Raw genomic sequence first — 16,347 nt, 5'->3', positions numbered from 1 at the left:
GGCGCGACCATGGCGATCACGCGCTTTGCGGCTGTCGCGCTCGCCCTGCTGGTCGGTGGCCTCGCCGGCTGCGTGACCGAGGGTGATCGCAACCCCATGGATACCCGCCAGGGACGGATGCAGGCCCGTGATGCCTATATCCAGCTCGGCCTCGGCTATGTCCAGCAGGGCAATACCGAACAGGCCAAGGTGCCGCTGAAGAAGGCCCTGGAGCTGGATTCGTCCAGCGCCGACGCCCATGCCGCGCTCGGGCTGGTGTTCCAGGCCCAGGGCGAAACCGACCTGGCCGATCAGGAATACCGCCTGGCCCTGCGCGAGCGGCCCCACGACGCCCGCATCCTCAACAACTACGGCAGCTTCCTCTATGAGCAGGGGCGCTACAAGGATGCCTACGAACGCTTTACCCAGGCCGCCGAGGACAGCCTCTATCCGGAGCGCGCCCGGGTGTTCGAGAATCTCGGCCTGACCGCCCTGCGACTCAATCAGGTCGACTTGGGCAAGGAAAATCTGGAAAAATCCCTGCGGCTGGATCGCAATCAGCCCAGGGCCCTGTTCGAATTGGCTCAATTGGCCTACCAGACGCGCGATTACGTGCCGTCCCGGAGCTATTACCAGGCCTTCAGCCAGCTAAGCCCCCAGGATGCCCGCAGCCTGCTGCTCGGGATCCGTCTTGCCGAGGTGTTCAATGATCGCAACACCGCCGCGAGTTACGCCCTGCAGCTGAAGCGCCTCTACCCGAACTCACCTGAATATCGTCAACTTCAGTCGGAGCAGAAATGACCGCAGTGCAATCCGAAGCGGTACACGCCGGACGGGGCAATCCCGGTGAGATCTTGCGTCAGAAGCGGCTGGAGCTTGGCTGGAGCCAGGCCCAGGTCGCTCAGAATCTCAATCTCAGCGAGCGCATCATCGAGCAGCTCGAGTCCGGCAACTATCAGCAGATGCCGGGGCACACCTTTGCCCGCGGCTACACCAAGGCCTATGGCAAGCTGCTCGGCCTGGACCAGATCGAGCTGGTGCGTACCTTCGACGGCTATACCGGCACCGATGCCAAGGGCAGCACCGTGCACAGCCTGGGGCGTCTCGACGAGCCGGTGCGGCTGTCGCGCAATGTCCTCAGATTCGTCAGTTTCATCCTGGTGGTGCTGATCATCGCCATGGGCCTGTTCTGGTGGCAGGAGCGCAGTCGCCAGGCCTCCAGCGCCAGTGCCGTGAGCATGGAGCATGTCGAGGTCGAGGGCGCCGACGGCAAGACCGAGATCCATCCCATCGACGAGCCGGAAGAACAGCCTCCGGTCGCCGCCCAACAGCCGGCGACCACCGTGCCTTCTCCGGTGGGCACGCCGATGCCGGATGCCAACGCCGTCGCCGCCATGACCGCACCTACCGCCGCGCCCACTCCGGCCCCGGTCACAGGTTCGACCACGCCCGCTCCCACTGCGCCCACCGCTGCGGCCCCTGCCGCGCCGGCCAGCGCGCCTGCCGCGGCGCCCGTCGCCGGCAGCGACAGCCTGAACATCCGGTTCACCGCCAGTTGCTGGACGCAGGTCAGCGACGGTACCGGCAAGATCCTCTTCAGTGGCGTGAAGAAGGGCGGCGAGAGCCTGGATTACGCCTCGATCAAGGCACCGGTGAACATCCGTCTCGGTTTCGCCCGCGGTGCCCAGATCTCCTACAACGGCCAGGTCGTCGACCTCGCGCCCTACACCAAGGGCGAGACCGCCCGCATCAAACTCGGTCAGGCCGGACAATGACGTCCGGCGACCCCATGGGAAACCAGCATGCATAGCGAATCGCCCATCAAACGTCGGTTGTCCCGCAAGATCTGGGTCGGCTCGGTGCCGGTCGGCGGCGATGCCCCCATCGCCGTGCAGAGCATGACCAACACCGAAACCTGCGACGTCGATGCCACCGTGGCCCAGGTCCAGCGCCTGCAGGACGCCGGTGCCGACATCGTGCGCATCTCGGTGCCCGACATGGACGCCGCCGAAGCCTTCGGTCGCATCAAGCAGCGGGTCAGCCTGCCGCTGGTGGCCGACATCCACTTCGACTACAAGATCGCCCTGCGCGTCGCCGAGCTGGGCGTGGACTGCCTGCGCATCAACCCCGGCAACATCGGTCGCGAAGATCGGGTGAGGGCGGTGGTCGACGCGGCCCGCGAGCGCGGCATCCCGATCCGCATCGGCGTCAACGCCGGTTCGCTGGAAAAGGACCTGCAGAAGAAGTACGGCGAGCCCACCCCGGAAGCCCTGGTGGAATCGGCCATGCGCCACGTCGACCACCTGGAGAAGCTGGACTATCCGGACTTCAAGGTGAGCGTGAAGGCCAGTGACGTCTTCATGGCCGTGGCCGCCTATCGCCAGCTGGCCACCCGCATCGAGCAGCCGCTGCACCTGGGCATCACCGAAGCCGGCGGCCTGCGCTCGGGTACGGTGAAATCCGCCGTGGGGCTGGGCATGCTCTTGGCCGAAGGCATCGGCGACACCATCCGCATCTCGCTCGCGGCCGATCCGGTCGAGGAGATCAAGGTCGGTTTCGACATCCTGAAATCCCTCCGCCTGCGTTCGCGGGGCATCAACTTCATCGCCTGCCCGAGCTGCTCGCGGCAGAACTTCGATGTGGTCAAGACCATGAACGAGCTGGAAGGGCGCCTGGAGGACCTGCTGGTGCCCCTGGACGTCGCGGTGATCGGCTGCGTGGTCAACGGTCCCGGCGAAGCCAAGGAGGCGCATGTCGGCCTGACCGGGGGTTCGCCGAACAACCTGGTGTACATCGACGGCAAGCCGGCCTCCAAGCTGAACAACGACAATCTGGTGGACGAGCTGGAAGGGCTCATCCGCCGCAAGGCGGCCGAAAAGGCCGAAGCGGATGCCGCACTCATCGTGCGCAGCTGAAAGATCAAGGAATAAGGCCCTTTCGTGAGCAAGTCCCTGCAAGCCATCCGTGGCATGAACGATATCCTGCCGGAGCAGACTCCGGCCTGGCGCTACCTGGAACGTACCTTCGCGACGCTGCTCGACGGCTATGGCTATCACGAGATCCGTCTGCCCATCATGGAGTTCACCGAACTCTTCGCCCGCGGTATCGGCGAGGGCACCGACGTGGTCGACAAGGAGATGTACACCTTCCTCGACCGCAACGAGGAGTCCCTGACCCTGCGGCCGGAAGGCACCGCGGGTTGCGTGCGGGCGGTGCTCGAACACGGCATGACCGGCGGTGGCCAGGTGCAGAAGCTCTGGTACGCCGGGCCGATGTTCCGCTACGAAAAGCCGCAGAAGGGCCGCTATCGCCAGTTCCACCAGATCGGCGTGGAGGTCTTCAACCTGCCCGGTCCGGACATCGACGCCGAGCTGATCGTGCTCACTGCGCGCCTCTGGCAGCGCCTGGGTCTGACCGACGCCGTCACCCTGCAGCTCAACAGCCTGGGTTCCAGTGCCGATCGCGTGCGCTATCGCGAAGCCCTGGTGGCCTATCTGCAGGACCGCTTCGAGCAACTCGACGAAGACAGCCAGCGCCGCCTGACCACCAATCCGCTGCGCATCCTCGACAGCAAGAACGCCCAGAGCCAGGCGCTGCTGCAGGACGCCCCGACCCTGGCGGATTATCTGGACGACGAATCCCGCGCCCACTTCGACGGCCTGAAAGCCCGCCTGGACGCCGCCGGCATCCGCTACCAGATCAATCCCAAGCTGGTGCGTGGCCTGGACTACTACGGCCGGACCGTCTTCGAGTGGGTCACCGACAAGCTCGGCGCCCAGGGCACCGTCTGCGCCGGTGGCCGCTACGACGGCCTGATCACCCAGTTCGGCGGCAAGCCCACCCCGGGGGTCGGCTTCGCCATGGGCGTCGAGCGCCTGGTGCTGCTGCTGGAAACCCTGGAGCGGCTGCCCGGTGATCTGCAGCGCCCCGCCGATCTCTATCTCTGCGCCTTTGGCGAGGCGGCCGAACTGGCCGGCCTCAAGCTGGCCGAGCAGCTTCGCGACGTCCGTCCCGACCTGCGCCTGCTGGTCAACGCCGGCGCCGGCAGCTTCAAGAGCCAGTTCAAGAAGGCCGACAAGAGCGGCGCGCTCTGGGCGATGATCCTGGGCGACGACGAACTGGCCACGCAACAGGTGGCACTCAAGCCGCTGCGTGGCGACGCGCCCCAGGAAAAGGTCGACTTCGCGGCCCTGGCCGCCCGTCTGGACGAGATTTTGCCCCCGGCCGGTTCCGGTCGCGGGAATTGAGGAGAACGGATTTGAGTTCCATCGACGACGACAATCTGGTGGTCGCCAAGGCCTGGTGGCAGCGTAATGGCAAGCCGCTGCTGGCCGGTGGCGTCATCGCCCTGGTGGCGGTACTGGGCTGGCAGGGCTGGCAGCGCTATCAGAACAACCAGGCGCAAGGCGCCTCGGTGCTCTATCAGCAGCTGGTGGAAGCCGCTCTGGCGCCCGGCGGCAAGGTCGACACCGCGCGGGTGACCGATACCTACGGCAAGCTCAAGCAGGATTATTCCGGTACCGCCTACGCCCAGTACGGGAGTCTCTTCGTCGCCAAGGTGGCGGTGGAGAACAATCGCCTGGACGACGCCGCCGCCGAGCTCAAGGCCGTGGTGGACAAGCCCCACGACGCCGAACTCGGCGAGCTGGCGCGTCAGCGTCTGGCCCGGGTGCTGGCGGCCCAGGGCAAGGCCGAAGAAGGCCTCAAGCTGCTGGATGGCGAGGCACCCAAGGCCTATGTCGCCAATCGTGAAGAATTGCGTGGCGACCTGCTGGTTGCGCTGAAGAAGCCGACCGAGGCCCGCGCCGCTTATGAAAAAGCCCGCGCCGCGCTGCCCAACGATGCAGCCGAAGGCGTGCTGCAGATGAAACTCGATGATCTCGCCAAAGGAGACGCCTGATGTTGCGCTGGAAGCCTATCGCGGTACTGGGTCTCGCCCTTGCGGTCGTCGGGTGCAGCAGCACCGGCAAGAAGGAATTGCCGCCGGCCGAGCTGAAGGACATCAAGGCCGAAGTCCGGCTGGATGAAGTCTGGAGTCGCTCGGTGGGCGACGGCCAGGGCAAGGAATACAACCGCCTGGTGCCGGCCGTGGACGGCCAGACGATCTTCGCCGCCGATGCCGATGGCCGGGTCATGGCGATGAATCGCGAGACCGGCCAGGTGCTGTGGAAGAAGGACCTGGACCTGCCGGTGTCCGGTGGCGTCGGGGTCGGTTCCAGCCTGGTGCTGGTCGGCACCCTGCGTGGCCAGGTGATCGCCCTCGACAGCGCCAGTGGCGACGAGAAGTGGCGCGCCCAGGCGTCCAGCGAGGTGCTCTCCGCCCCGGTGGTCAACAACGACGTGGTGGTGGTGCAGTCCCAGGATGACAAGCTGCAGGCCTTCGAGCTGGGCAGTGGTACCCGTCGCTGGATCTACGAAGACACCCAGCCGGTGCTGAGTCTGCGCGGTACCGGTGCGCCCCTGGTCACCAACCAGGTGGTCATGGCCGGTTTCGCCAGCGGCAAGGTGGTCGCCCTGGACGTGCAGCGCGGCCTGCCGCTGTGGGAACAGCAGATCGCCGTGCCCAAGGGCCGTTCCGAGCTGGAGCGCATCGTCGACGTGGACGGTGGTCTGTCGCTGTCGGGCGACACCCTCTATGTGGTCAGCTACAACGGCCGCGTGGCCGCGCTCAATCCGGCCAACGGCCAGATCCTCTGGCAGCGCGACGCCTCCAGCTACGACGGCGTCGCCGAAGGCTTCGGCAACGTCTACCTGAGCCTGGACAACGGCACCGTGGAAGCCGTCGAGGAATCCTCGACTTCTTCGCTCTGGACCAATGCCGATCTGGCCCGTCGCCAGCTCACCGGCCCGGTGGTCTGGTCGAGTAACGTGGTGGTGGGCGACTACGCCGGCTACATCCACCTGCTGAGCCAGGTCGATGGGCGTTTCGTCGGTCGCACCAAGGTCGACGGTGACGGCGTCCGGGTACGGCCACTGGTCGTCGGCGACATGCTCTATGTTTACGGCAATGGCGGTAAACTCGTCGCCTATCGTCTGCGCTAGAAACTATTATCCTCAACCGATGGCCGCTACCGTGAAGTTCGGTAGCGGCCATCGTGTTTTCTGCTCTGGGAGAGCCGCATGGTTCCCGTAATTGCCCTGGTGGGGCGGCCGAACGTCGGCAAATCCACGCTTTTCAACCGCCTGACCAAGACCCGGGACGCCATCGTCGCCGACTTTGCCGGCCTGACCCGCGATCGCAAGTACGGCGAAGCCAAGTGGCAGGGACGCACCTACATCGTGGTCGACACCGGTGGTATCTCCGGTGACGAGGAGGGGATCGACCTGAAGATGGCCGAGCAGTCGCTGCAGGCCATCGAAGAATCCGATGCGGTGCTGTTCCTGGTGGACTCCCGCGAAGGCATGACCGTCGCCGATCAGATGATCGCCGAGCATCTACGCAAGCGAAACAAGCGCACCTTCCTGGTGGCCAACAAGGTCGATACCGTCGACCCGGATATCGCCCGGGCGGAATTCAGCCCGCTGGCCATCGGCGACGCCTATCCCATCGCGGCGGCCCACGGGCGCGGCGTGAACAACCTGCTGGAAGACGCCCTGGGCGTCTTTCCCAAGGATGAGGTCGAGGTCGAGGAGCTCACCGAGGAGCAGGTGCGCGCGGCCGCGGAGGAGGGCGGTGACGTCTTCCGTCGCGTGCAGGGCATCGACGAGACCACCGGCATCAAGATCGCCGTGATCGGCCGGCCCAACGTCGGCAAGTCGACACTGGTCAACCGCATGCTCGGCGAAGAGCGGGTGATCGTCTATGACCAGGCCGGCACCACGCGCGACAGCATCTATATCCCCTTCGAGCGCAACGAAGAACGCTACACCCTGATCGACACCGCCGGCGTGCGCCGCCGCGGCAAGGTCTTCGAGGCGGTCGAGAAGTTCTCGGTGGTCAAGACGCTGCAGGCGATCCAGGACGCCAACGTGGTGATCTTCGTCATGGACGCCCGCGAAGGCGTGGTCGAGCACGACCTCAACCTGCTCGGCTTCGTGCTGGAGACCGGTCGTGCCCTGGTGATCGCTCTCAACAAATGGGACGGCATGGAGTCCGGCGAGCGCGACTACGTCAAGACCGAACTGGAACGCCGCCTGCTGTTCGTCGACTTCGCCGACATCCACTTCATCTCGGCGCTGCATGGCACCGGCGTGGGTCACCTGTACAAGTCGGTGCAACAGTCCTTCGCCTCGGCCACCACCCGCTGGCCGACCAGTCGCCTGACCCAGATCCTCGAGGACGCGGTGCAGGAGCACCAGCCGCCGATGGTCAGTGGCCGGCGCATCAAGTTGCGCTATGCCCACCTGGGTGGTGCCAACCCGCCGCTGATCGTCATCCACGGCAACCAGACCGATGCGGTACCCAAGTCCTATACCCGCTATCTGGAGAAGACCTATCGCCGGGTGCTCAAGCTGGTGGGTACGCCGATCCGTATCGAGTACCGCGGTGGCGAGAACCCCTTCGAGGGCAAGAAGAACACCCTCACCGAGCGCCAGGTCAACAAGAAGCGCCGGTTGATGAGCCACCACAAGAAGGCCGAGAAGAAGCGCAAGGACAAGCGCCGGTAGACCGGCAGGACGTTGCGCAGGGAAAGGGGGCTCAGGGGAGCCCCCTTTTTCTTTGGTAGAGGGTTTGGGTGAAGGTGCCCCTCGCGCACCGAACTGCCCCCTCTCCCTCCGGGAGAGGGGTGGGGTGAGGGCGTCCCCGCGGATTCATCAGTGGAAAAGGCTGCGCCGTTTTCCACGCTACGTGAGCCGTCTTATCGCGGCCATGGCGGTCCGCCGATGCGGCCGCTCCTACAAAAGTTAGAACCCGGTAGGAGCGGCCCATGGCCGCGATCAGCTTTGGGTCGAGCGTCTGGCTGGGCGCACGAGCCGAACCGCTCCCTTCCAAACTCCCTCTCTTGCTCTCGCGGGGAAAAAATCGCAGGCTGCTGGTCTTATCAGCCAGACCCGTGCCCGCGCGATGATCCAGAGCAAGCTTCCCGACCTCGCCGTCACCATCTTTACCCGCATGTCCCAGCTCGCCGCCCAGACCGGTGCGCTGAATCTGTCCCAGGGCTTTCCCGATTTCGACGGCCCGGCCGAGCTGCTCGCGGCGGTCGGTCGCCATGTCGCGGCCGGTCACAACCAGTACGCACCCATGACCGGACTGCCGGCGCTGCGCCAGCAGGTGGCGGCCAAGATCGCCCGCTTCTATGGTCGAGAGGTGGATGCCGAGGCCGAGGTCACCATTGTGCCCGGGGCTACCCAGGGCCTGTTCTGCGCTCTCCAGACCCTGGTGCGGCCAGGCGACGAGGTGATCGTCTTCGATCCCTGCTACGACAGCTACGAACCCTCGGTGCAACTGGCCGGCGGGCGCTGCGTGCACGTGCCCCTGGCGCTGCCGGGCTTCGGTATCGACTGGACGGCACTGGAAGCCGCCCTGAGTCCGCGCACCCGCGCCATCGTGCTCAATACCCCGCACAATCCCAGCGGGGCCCTGGTCAGCGCTGCCGAGCTGAACCGCCTGGCCGCGCTGATCCGCGGGCGCGATCTTTACCTGGTCAGCGACGAGGTCTACGAGCACCTGGTCTATGAAAGCGAACGCCATGCCAGCGTCATCGCCCACGACGAACTCTATGCCCGCGCCTTCGTGGTCAGCTCCTTCGGCAAGACCTATCACGTCACCGGCTGGAAGACCGGTTACGTGGTGGCGCCGCCGGCGCTGTCGGCCGAGTTGCGCAAGGTGCACCAGTACGTGAGCTTCTGCGGGGTGACGCCGATCCAGGGCGCCCTGGCCGATTTCATGGCCGCCCATCCCGAACACCTCAGCGAGCTGCCGGCCTTCTATCAGGCCAAGCGCGATCTCTTCTGCGATCTGCTGGGGCACTCGCGCTTCAGCTTCCAGCGCGCCGCCGGCACCTATTTCCAGGTGGTCGACTATTCCGCCATCCGCCCGGATCTGGACGACGTGGCCATGGCCGAGTGGCTGACCCGCGAGCATGGCGTCGCCGCCATTCCGTTGTCGGTGTTCTACCAGACGCCGCCCGCGGACCTGCGCCTGGTGCGCTTCTGCTTCGCCAAGCGCGAAGACACCCTGCGGCAGGCAGCGGAGCGGCTATGCGCGATCTGACCCCTACCCAGGACCTGCGCCTGACGCTGGTGCAGAGCGAACTGGCCTGGCACGATCCGGCCGCCAACCGTGCCCATTTCGAGGCGCTGCTGACGGAAGTCGGCGAGACCGATCTGATCATCCTGCCGGAGATGTTCACCACCGGCTTTTCCATGGAATCGGCAGCCCTTGCCGAGCCCGCGGACGGGCCGACAGTGGCCTGGATGCGAGAACAGGCGCAGCGGCTCGGCGCGGTGGTCACCGGCAGCCTGATCGTGCGGGACGCGGACGGGCAGTACCGCAATCGCCTGTTGTGGGCGACGCCGGATGGCGAGTTGCAGCACTATGACAAGCGCCATCTGTTTCGCATGGCCGGCGAGCACGAGCACTATGCCCCGGGCGAGCAGCGGCTGCGGGTGACCCTCAAGGGTTGGCGGATCCGCCCGCTGATCTGCTACGACCTGAGATTCCCGGTCTGGAGTCGCGCCCAGGACGATACCGACCTGCTGCTCTATGTCGCCAACTGGCCGGCGCCGCGGCGCGGGCACTGGAATCGCCTGCTGCCGGCGCGAGCCATCGAGAATCTCTGCTATGTCGCCGCGGTGAATCGCCTTGGCAGCGACGGCAATGGCCATCCCTATGCCGGTGACAGCCAGGTGCTGGACTTCCAGGGTGAACCCCTGATCGAGGCCGGCGCGGAATCCGGCATCTTCCACACGACGCTCTCGGCTACCGCCCTTACCGCCTATCGCGAGCGCTTTCCCGCGCAGCGCGATGCCGATGCCTTCCGCCTGGACTGATCAGGCCCAGAAGGGTGCTGGCTGGGCGGCGTGCTGGTGGATCAGGGTGACGGCCCGGTCCACGTCCGCCGCAGTGGTGTAGCGACCCAGGCTGAATCTGTAGCTGCGTGCGGCCTGTTCAGGGGTGAGCCCCAGACCCAGCAGAACATGGGAGGGCGCCGCCTTGGCCGAACTGCAGGCCGAGGTGGTCGAGAAGGCCAGCTGGCGCTGCAATGACGCGGTGTCCAGCGGCGTGGCGAAGGTCAGATTTAGGGTATGGGGAATGCGCTGCCGGGCACAGCCATTGAGCCGCATGCCGGGCAGCGTCTGCACCCCGGCCAGGAACCGCTCGCGCAACTGGCCGAGTCGCTCGTTCTCCCGCGCCATGGCCTGGCCGGCGAGGGCGAAGGCGGTACCCATGCCGACGATCTGGTGGGTGGCCAGGGTGCCGGAACGCAGCCCGCGCTCGTGGCCGCCGCCATGGATCTGCGCCTGCAGGGTACCCTCGGCACGCGGACCGACATAGAGGGCGCCGATGCCCTTGGGGCCATAGGTCTTGTGCGCTGAAAAGGACATCAGATCGACCTCCAGGCCGGTGAGGTCGAGGGCGACCTTGCCGGTGGCCTGGGCGGCGTCCACGTGGAAGAGCGCGCCCCGGGCACGCACCAGTCGACCGATGGCGGCGATGTCGGTCAGGGTACCCAGCTCGTTGTTCACCATCATCAGCGAGACCAGGCAGGTATCCGCCCGCCAGGCCTGCTCGACGGCGGCGGGGGTGATCAGACCGGCCGCATCAGGCGTCAGGTAGGTGACGGCGAAGCCCTCGGCTTCCAGTTGGGCGGCGGTATCGAGCACCGCCCGGTGTTCCAGGCAGCTGGTGATCAAATGGCCATGCCCGCGACGCCGGGCCACGCCGAGCAGCGCGAGGTTGTTGGACTCGGTGGCACCGGAGGTCCAGATCAGTTGCTCGGGCCGGGCGCCGACCAGATCGGCCACCTGCTGGCGGGCGGTATCCACGGCGCGCTGGGCGTCATTGCCGAAGGCATGGCCGCGGGAGGCGGGATTGCCGAAGACGCCCTGGCGCCCCAGGCAACCCAGCATGGCTTCGATGACGACATCGTCGACAGGAGTGGTGGCGGCGTAGTCGAAATACAGGGGATAAGCGTCCATGGCGGCCTCGAGCGTTTGAATGGAACTAGGCTAACGCTCGCGCTCGTGAAGAAATTTGCTTTTTTATCCCTTATTGGCGTTTTCAGGGGAATAGAATTCTCTTAAATAGCTTTTCTGGAGAAAGCCATTTCATGGATCGCTTCGATCGCGCCATCCTCGAGATCTTGCAGCAGGACAGCACTCGACCGGTGGCCGATATCGCCGAGCGTATCGGCCTGGGCACCACCGCCTGTTGGCGGCGGATCCAGAAGCTGGAGGAGCAGGGGGTCATCCGTGCCCGGGTGGCGCTGCTCGATCCCCGGCAGCTCAACGTGGGGGTGACGGTGTTCGTCTCGGTGCGCACCAACCAGCACGCCATGGACTGGCTGCAGCGCTTCCACGAGGCGGTGGCGGCCATTCCGGAGGTGGTCGAGCTCTATCGCATGGCTGGCGATACCGACTACCTGATGCGCATCGTGGTGCCGGACATCGCCGCCTACGATGGCGTCTACAAGCGCCTGATCCAGGTGCCCGGATTGCTGGACGTCAGCTCCAGCTTCGCCATGGAGCAGATCAAATACAGCACGGCCTTGCCACTGGATTATGTGCGGTAGGGCAGGGCCGTAGCGTGGAAAACCGCGCAGCCTTTTCCACTCTTGATATCGGCTGCGTGGTATCTCCCTCACTCCAGCCCTCTCCCGGGGGGAGAGGGGGTTGTCCGAGCGGGCGCTGGGCTTTGGCGGCCAGGTAGATCTTCAGCGGCTGCAGAGGTGACTGATGCGTAGCGTGGAAAACGGCGCAGCCTTTTCCACTCTCGATATCGGTTGCGTGGTATCTCCCTCACCTCAACCCTCTCCCAAAGGGAGAGGGGGCTGCTCCGTGCGCGTCTGTGGTCGCGACACCTCAGCGATAGGCGCTGACCTGATTCAGCAGGGTGATGTCATCGGCCGGTATTTGCAGCCGGGTGGCGGCCACCAGGTCGTCGAGCTGGGCCTGGGAGGTGGCGCTGGCGATCGGCGCGGTGATGCTGGGGCGGGCGATCAGCCAGGCCAGGGCGACCTGGGCCGGGGTGGCGTCGTGCTTTTCGGCGATCTCGTCGAGGCCGGCCAGGATGGCCACGCCGCGTTCGTCCAGGTAGCGCTTGACCATCTCCGCCCGCGAACCCTGGAGATCGTCCTTGGTCCGGTACTTGCCGGTCAGGAAGCCGCTGGCCAGGGAGAAATAGCTGATCACGCCCAGGCCGAGTTCCTTGACCACCGGTTCCAGGTCGGTCTCGTAATCCTGGCGTGCATGCAGGTTGTAGTGGGGCTGCAGGCTCTGGTACGCCGGCACGCCCAGGCGTTCGGCGATCCTGGCCGCTTCGCGCAGGCGCTGGCCGCTGTAGTTGGAGGCGCCGATCACCCGCACCTTGCCTTGCTCCACCAGCCGGGCGAAGGCGCCCAGAGTTTCCTCCAGCGGGGTGTCCTCGTCATCGCAATGCGCCTGATAGAGATCGATGCGATCGGTCTGCAGGCGCTTGAGCGACGCCTCCACCGCCTGCTGCACATAGCTGGCCTTGAGGCCCTTGCGGCCTTCGCCCATGTCCATGCCCAGCTTGGTGGCCAGGATCACTTGGTCGCGCTTGCCGCTGCGGGCGAACCACTTGCCCAGCAGGGTCTCGGATTCGCCACCGCTGTTGCCCGGTGCCCAGCGCGAATAGACGTCGGCGGTGTCGATGAAGGTCAGGCCCGCCTCGAGCAGGGCGTCCAGCATGCGAAAGGACTGGGCTTCGTCCAGCGTCCAGCCGAAGACGTTGCCACCGAAGCAGAGTGGCGGCACCTGGAGGTCTGAGTGGCCAAGGGTACGTGTGTGCATGGAATCCTCATCCGGTTGGGGGAGTCATGCAGGTTACGACCGATGGCCGCGGCTCAAGGTTCGAGGCGTGATGACCCCGGCCACTCCCGCAGGGGGAGGGGTTTGCCGAGGGCATAGCCCTGGGCGTAGTCGACGCCGATGGTGCTGAGCAGTTCGAAGGTGGCCTGGGATTCGACGAATTCGGCGATGGTCTCGGCGCCCAGGTGATGGGCGACCTGATTGATGGACTCGACGATGGCGCGATCCAGCGGATCCTGGTCGAGGGTGCGGATGAAGCTGCCGTCGATCTTCACGTAGTCGACGCGGAAGTGCTTGAGGTAGGCGAAGGAGCTGAGGCCGGCGCCGAAGTCGTCCAGGGCGATGCGGCAGCCGCGTTCGCGCACCTGGCTGATGAGCGCGGAGGCCACCGAGAGCTTGTTGATCACCGCGGTCTCGGTCAGCTCGAAGAGCAGGCGCTGCGGATCCAGCGGCGAGGCGGCGATCAGCTCCAGCAATTCGGGCAGAAAGTCGGGATCGCTCAGGCTGTTGCCCGAGAGGTTGATGCCCACGTGCAGCTCGGGTCGTTCCTGCAGCCAGGGCACCAGTTCGACCAGCACCTGGCGCACCACCCAGCGGTCGATGCTGCTCATCAGGCCGAAGCGCTCGGCGGCCGGGATGAAGGTGGCCGGCGAGATCAGCTGGCCCTGGACATCGCGCAGGCGCAGCAGCAGCTCGATGTGCTGCGCGGTGCTGCCGGTGGCGCGGGTGGGGACGATGACCTGGGCGTGGAGTTCGAAGCGGTGCTGTTCCAGGGCTTCGCGCAGGCCGCTGGCCATGAGGATCTCGCGGTGCTGGCGCTCCACGTCCTCGCTGCCGGCGCGATAGAGCGCCGCGCGATTGCGCCCGGCGTGCTTAGCTGTGTAGCAGGCCACGTCGGCCTGGCTCATCAATTCGGCCAGGCTGCGGGTCTCGGCGGTGATGGCGACGATGCCGGCACTGGCGCCGACGTCGTAGATCCGGTTCTGCCAGTTGAAGCGTACGGCACCTATGCTGGCGATGAGTTTTTCGGCGACGGCCTCGGCCTGTACCAGGTCGCAGTCGCGCAGCAGCAGGGCGAATTCGTCGCCACCGATGCGCGCCACCGCGTCCGAGCCACGCAGGGAATCGCGCAGCAGGGTGCCCAGTTCGCGCAGCAGCAGGTCGCCGGCGGCATGGCCGGCGGAGTCGTTGACCACCTTGAAGCGGTCCAGGTCGATGAAGCACAGCGCATGCTGGGTGGTGCCGGCCTGGGCCTGCTGCCAAGCGGCGTCCAGCTCCTGCTCGAACTTCAGGCGGTTGTAGAGACCGGTGAGGGCGTCGTGGGAAGCGTTGTAGCTCAGCTCGCGCTGCAGGTTGCGGGCATGGGTGACGTTCTGGAACACCAGCACCGCGCCGATGATGTGGCCATCCACCGTGCGTACCGGCGCGGCGGAGTCCTGCACCTCGTGTCTTTCACCCTGGCGACTGAGCAGCACCGCGCCCTCGTCCAGCGAGGTGATGGTCTGCTCACACAGGCAGCGGGTCACCGGACTGGGCAGCACCTCGTCGCTCTGGCTGTCGTGGATGAGAAACACCTCTTCGTGGGGGCGCCCCTGGGCATCCGCCAGCGACCAGCCGGTGAGCTGTTCAGCGACCGGATTGAGAAAGAGGATGCGGCCGTCCATGTCGGTGGTCAGCACGGCGTCGGCGATGGAAGCCAGGGTGACCTGCAGCCGTTCCTTTTCCTCGTAGAGCGCCGTGGTCAGCTGGTGGTGCTCGGTGACGTCGCGGTTGCTGCCGACCATGCGGCAATAGCCGTCGCCGCTTTCGATGGCGATGACTTCAGAACGGATCCAGCGAACGACGCCATCCCGGCGAACGATGCGAAACTCGTGCTCGTAGGAGGACAGGCTGCTGATGGAGGCACGGAAGAGCCTCATTGACGCCTCGCGATCCTCGGGATGCAGGGCTTCGATCCAGGTCGCCAGCGCGTAATTGCCATCGATCAGCGGCAAGCCATAGAGCTGGTGGACCTTGGCATCGGCGATGAATTGACGGCTGCGACCGTCCCACTCCCAGATGCCAACGTTGCTGGCACGAATCGCCAGTTGCAAGCGCTCGCGCAGATGCGCGCTGACTTCATCGGCGCGTCGCTCAGCATCGATATCCCGAACCTGCAGCAGATAGCCCGTCAGTAGATCCTGGTCGTTGTGGTCTGGCGAGCAAGCCATCATCACCCAGAGGGAATGGCCGTCATGGTGACGGAGTCGCAGCGTCTGCTCGTGCTCGCCCAGGTCGGGCTCGGCCTGGGCGTCGGCCAGCAGATCGCCCAGGGACTGGCCTTCGAGGACATGGCGCGAATAGCCCAGCATGGTTTCCAGAGCCGGGTTGACGTCCGACAGCAGCCCCTGGATGGACACCAGCGCCATGCCATAGGGGGCGGTCTGCATGGCGTGTCGATAGCGTGCCTGATTGCGCAGCAGCCGCTGATGCTGATGGCGGCTCTGTTGCACCGCCGATGCCAACAACAACGGCGGGATCTGCATCAGTGCCACGGGTATGTAGGTGAGCGCCTGGGTGGCCAGGGACGCGCCGGTCAGATCAATGACATGATCGTAGGCAAGCAGGTTGCCCAGCAGGAAGATGTTGAGTCCGCCGATCAGCGCCGTGCCCTCTACGGTGAGCCGCATGGTCAGCATCAGCAGCAGCATCGCCAGGTAGACGAAGGGGTAAGGCAGGTAACTCAGGATGCAGATCGCCAGCAGGGGGCTCAGGCCCAGTAGGGCGATGAATTCCTTGCGCCCGTATGGCGTGAAGGTAGCCAGCGTCACCGGCCAGCGTAGCAGCGCCAGGGGTAATACCGTGAGAAGCCCTAGGGCGTCACCGATATACCAGTGCACGGCCACGGTCAGCAGTCTGGCTTCCCCGGTGAGACCCATCATCAGGGTCCCCAAGGCCGCGCCTAGTAGCGGCGGCAGGAGGACGCCATAGATGAGCAGGCGGCCCATCGCCGCGACGTTGCGATTAAATACCAGATTCTGCCGCTGCAACAGCGTGGTGCCCAACAGAATCTCGGCAAGATTACTAGCGCCGAATCCCAGGCCATGCAGCGCTGTACCGCCCGTCAGGAGGTCCGCCAGCACGGCGGCAACCAGAATGGCGCCAGCCTGTAGCGACCACCGTTGCGGCGGACTGCGCAGTAGCCACGCCAGCGCCAGACCATTGGGTAACCACAGCGCCGGTACCGCACTGGGATCTTGACCGGTCAGTGTCAGGCACAGCAGAGAAGAGAGCAGGAACACGCCGCAGAGTGCCAAGGCGCTACCCAGGGCGGGCGGAAACCGAAGCAAAGATACGTTCATCGACCGTCCGTAACGGACCGCTTTCGGCGTGGCGCTGCACGGCGGGAGCGGAGATTCCTCAAAGCGGCCAGTATCTAGGCAGAGGGGACATAAA

General features: G+C 65.7%; 13 protein-coding genes. 10 read left to right on the top strand and 3 right to left on the bottom strand.

What is annotated here, in order from left to right; genetic code table 11:
- Positions 1-9: 9 nt before the first annotated feature.
- The 9 genes from pilW (at position 10) to GSQ95_RS04095 (ending at position 9,912) form a co-directional block, all read left to right on the top strand.
- Positions 10-780, top strand: coding sequence for a type IV pilus biogenesis/stability protein PilW (pilW, locus tag GSQ95_RS04135; RefSeq protein ID WP_133862764.1), 771 nt, complete (start codon positions 10-12; stop codon positions 778-780).
- Complete coding sequence (locus GSQ95_RS04130; RefSeq protein WP_133862763.1) at positions 777-1,754, top strand: helix-turn-helix domain-containing protein; 978 nt, start codon at positions 777-779, stop codon at positions 1,752-1,754. Before pilW ends, GSQ95_RS04130 begins: the two co-directional genes overlap by 4 nt.
- Before the next feature lie 27 nt (positions 1,755-1,781).
- Complete coding sequence (gene ispG, locus GSQ95_RS04125; RefSeq protein WP_158892851.1) at positions 1,782-2,894, top strand: flavodoxin-dependent (E)-4-hydroxy-3-methylbut-2-enyl-diphosphate synthase; 1,113 nt, start codon at positions 1,782-1,784, stop codon at positions 2,892-2,894.
- Positions 2,895-2,918: 24 nt separating this feature from the next.
- On the top strand, positions 2,919-4,226 hold the full coding sequence (gene hisS / locus GSQ95_RS04120; RefSeq protein ID WP_158892849.1) for a histidine--tRNA ligase: 1,308 nt from the start codon (positions 2,919-2,921) through the stop codon (positions 4,224-4,226).
- A gap of 11 nt (positions 4,227-4,237) precedes the next feature.
- The gene (locus GSQ95_RS04115) at positions 4,238-4,879 is read left to right on the top strand and encodes a tetratricopeptide repeat protein (protein ID WP_133862760.1); all 642 of its coding nucleotides are present in this window, start codon (positions 4,238-4,240) and stop codon (positions 4,877-4,879) included.
- The gene (gene bamB / locus GSQ95_RS04110; protein WP_158892847.1) at positions 4,879-6,021 is read left to right on the top strand and encodes an outer membrane protein assembly factor BamB; all 1,143 of its coding nucleotides are present in this window, start codon (positions 4,879-4,881) and stop codon (positions 6,019-6,021) included. The genes GSQ95_RS04115 and bamB overlap by 1 nt, the downstream gene beginning before the upstream one ends.
- 78 nt (positions 6,022-6,099) lie before the next feature.
- A complete protein-coding gene (der, locus tag GSQ95_RS04105) occupies positions 6,100-7,587 on the top strand; it encodes a ribosome biogenesis GTPase Der (RefSeq protein ID WP_158892845.1) in 1,488 nt (495 codons plus the stop codon).
- A 397-nt stretch (positions 7,588-7,984) separates the two neighbouring features.
- A complete protein-coding gene (locus GSQ95_RS04100) occupies positions 7,985-9,133 on the top strand; it encodes a pyridoxal phosphate-dependent aminotransferase (protein ID WP_158892842.1) in 1,149 nt (382 codons plus the stop codon).
- Positions 9,121-9,912 carry an amidohydrolase gene (locus tag GSQ95_RS04095; RefSeq protein WP_158892840.1) on the top strand — a complete coding sequence of 264 codons (792 nt, stop codon included), beginning with the start codon at positions 9,121-9,123 and terminating at the stop codon, positions 9,910-9,912. The genes GSQ95_RS04100 and GSQ95_RS04095 overlap by 13 nt, the downstream gene beginning before the upstream one ends.
- Here GSQ95_RS04095 and GSQ95_RS04090 read toward each other — a convergent pair whose 3' ends face one another.
- Positions 9,913-11,061, bottom strand: coding sequence for an aminotransferase class V-fold PLP-dependent enzyme (locus GSQ95_RS04090; RefSeq protein WP_158892838.1), 1,149 nt, complete (start codon positions 11,059-11,061; stop codon positions 9,913-9,915).
- Positions 11,062-11,192: 131 nt separating this feature from the next.
- Here GSQ95_RS04090 and GSQ95_RS04085 point away from each other — a divergent pair, with 131 nt between their 5' ends.
- Positions 11,193-11,654, top strand: coding sequence for an Lrp/AsnC family transcriptional regulator (locus tag GSQ95_RS04085; protein WP_133862755.1), 462 nt, complete (start codon positions 11,193-11,195; stop codon positions 11,652-11,654).
- A gap of 289 nt (positions 11,655-11,943) precedes the next feature.
- On the opposite strand, the gene GSQ95_RS04080 is transcribed toward GSQ95_RS04085, so the two are convergent.
- Positions 11,944-12,894, bottom strand: a complete 951-nt coding sequence (locus GSQ95_RS04080) for an aldo/keto reductase (RefSeq protein ID WP_158892836.1) — start codon at positions 12,892-12,894, stop codon at positions 11,944-11,946.
- A gap of 53 nt (positions 12,895-12,947) precedes the next feature.
- The gene (locus GSQ95_RS04075) at positions 12,948-16,253 is read right to left on the bottom strand and encodes an EAL domain-containing protein (protein ID WP_158892834.1); all 3,306 of its coding nucleotides are present in this window, start codon (positions 16,251-16,253) and stop codon (positions 12,948-12,950) included.
- Positions 16,254-16,347: the final 94 nt, after the last annotated feature.

Origin of the sequence: Pseudomonas sp. BAV 4579 (genome assembly GCF_009765395.1) — a bacterium.
GTDB lineage: Bacteria > Pseudomonadota > Gammaproteobacteria > Pseudomonadales > Pseudomonadaceae > Chryseomonas > Chryseomonas aestiva.
This window is presented reverse-complemented; position numbering and strand designations above follow the sequence as displayed.

Excerpts from the sequence above, each read along its gene's own strand:
- GSQ95_RS04100 (WP_158892842.1), top strand. The coding sequence starts at position 7,985 with ATGATCCAGAGCAAGCTTCCCGACCTCGCCGTCACCATCTTTACCCGC.
- GSQ95_RS04075 (WP_158892834.1), bottom strand. The coding sequence starts at position 16,253 with ATGAACGTATCTTTGCTTCGGTTTCCGCCCGCCCTGGGTAGCGCCTTG.
- GSQ95_RS04130 (WP_133862763.1), top strand. The coding sequence starts at position 777 with ATGACCGCAGTGCAATCCGAAGCGGTACACGCCGGACGGGGCAATCCC.
- GSQ95_RS04095 (WP_158892840.1), top strand. The coding sequence starts at position 9,121 with ATGCGCGATCTGACCCCTACCCAGGACCTGCGCCTGACGCTGGTGCAG.
- ispG (WP_158892851.1), top strand. The coding sequence starts at position 1,782 with ATGCATAGCGAATCGCCCATCAAACGTCGGTTGTCCCGCAAGATCTGG.
- bamB (WP_158892847.1), top strand. The coding sequence starts at position 4,879 with ATGTTGCGCTGGAAGCCTATCGCGGTACTGGGTCTCGCCCTTGCGGTC.
- GSQ95_RS04080 (WP_158892836.1), bottom strand. The coding sequence starts at position 12,894 with ATGCACACACGTACCCTTGGCCACTCAGACCTCCAGGTGCCGCCACTC.
- GSQ95_RS04085 (WP_133862755.1), top strand. The coding sequence starts at position 11,193 with ATGGATCGCTTCGATCGCGCCATCCTCGAGATCTTGCAGCAGGACAGC.
- GSQ95_RS04090 (WP_158892838.1), bottom strand. The coding sequence starts at position 11,061 with ATGGACGCTTATCCCCTGTATTTCGACTACGCCGCCACCACTCCTGTC.
- pilW (WP_133862764.1), top strand. The coding sequence starts at position 10 with ATGGCGATCACGCGCTTTGCGGCTGTCGCGCTCGCCCTGCTGGTCGGT.
- der (WP_158892845.1), top strand. The coding sequence starts at position 6,100 with ATGGTTCCCGTAATTGCCCTGGTGGGGCGGCCGAACGTCGGCAAATCC.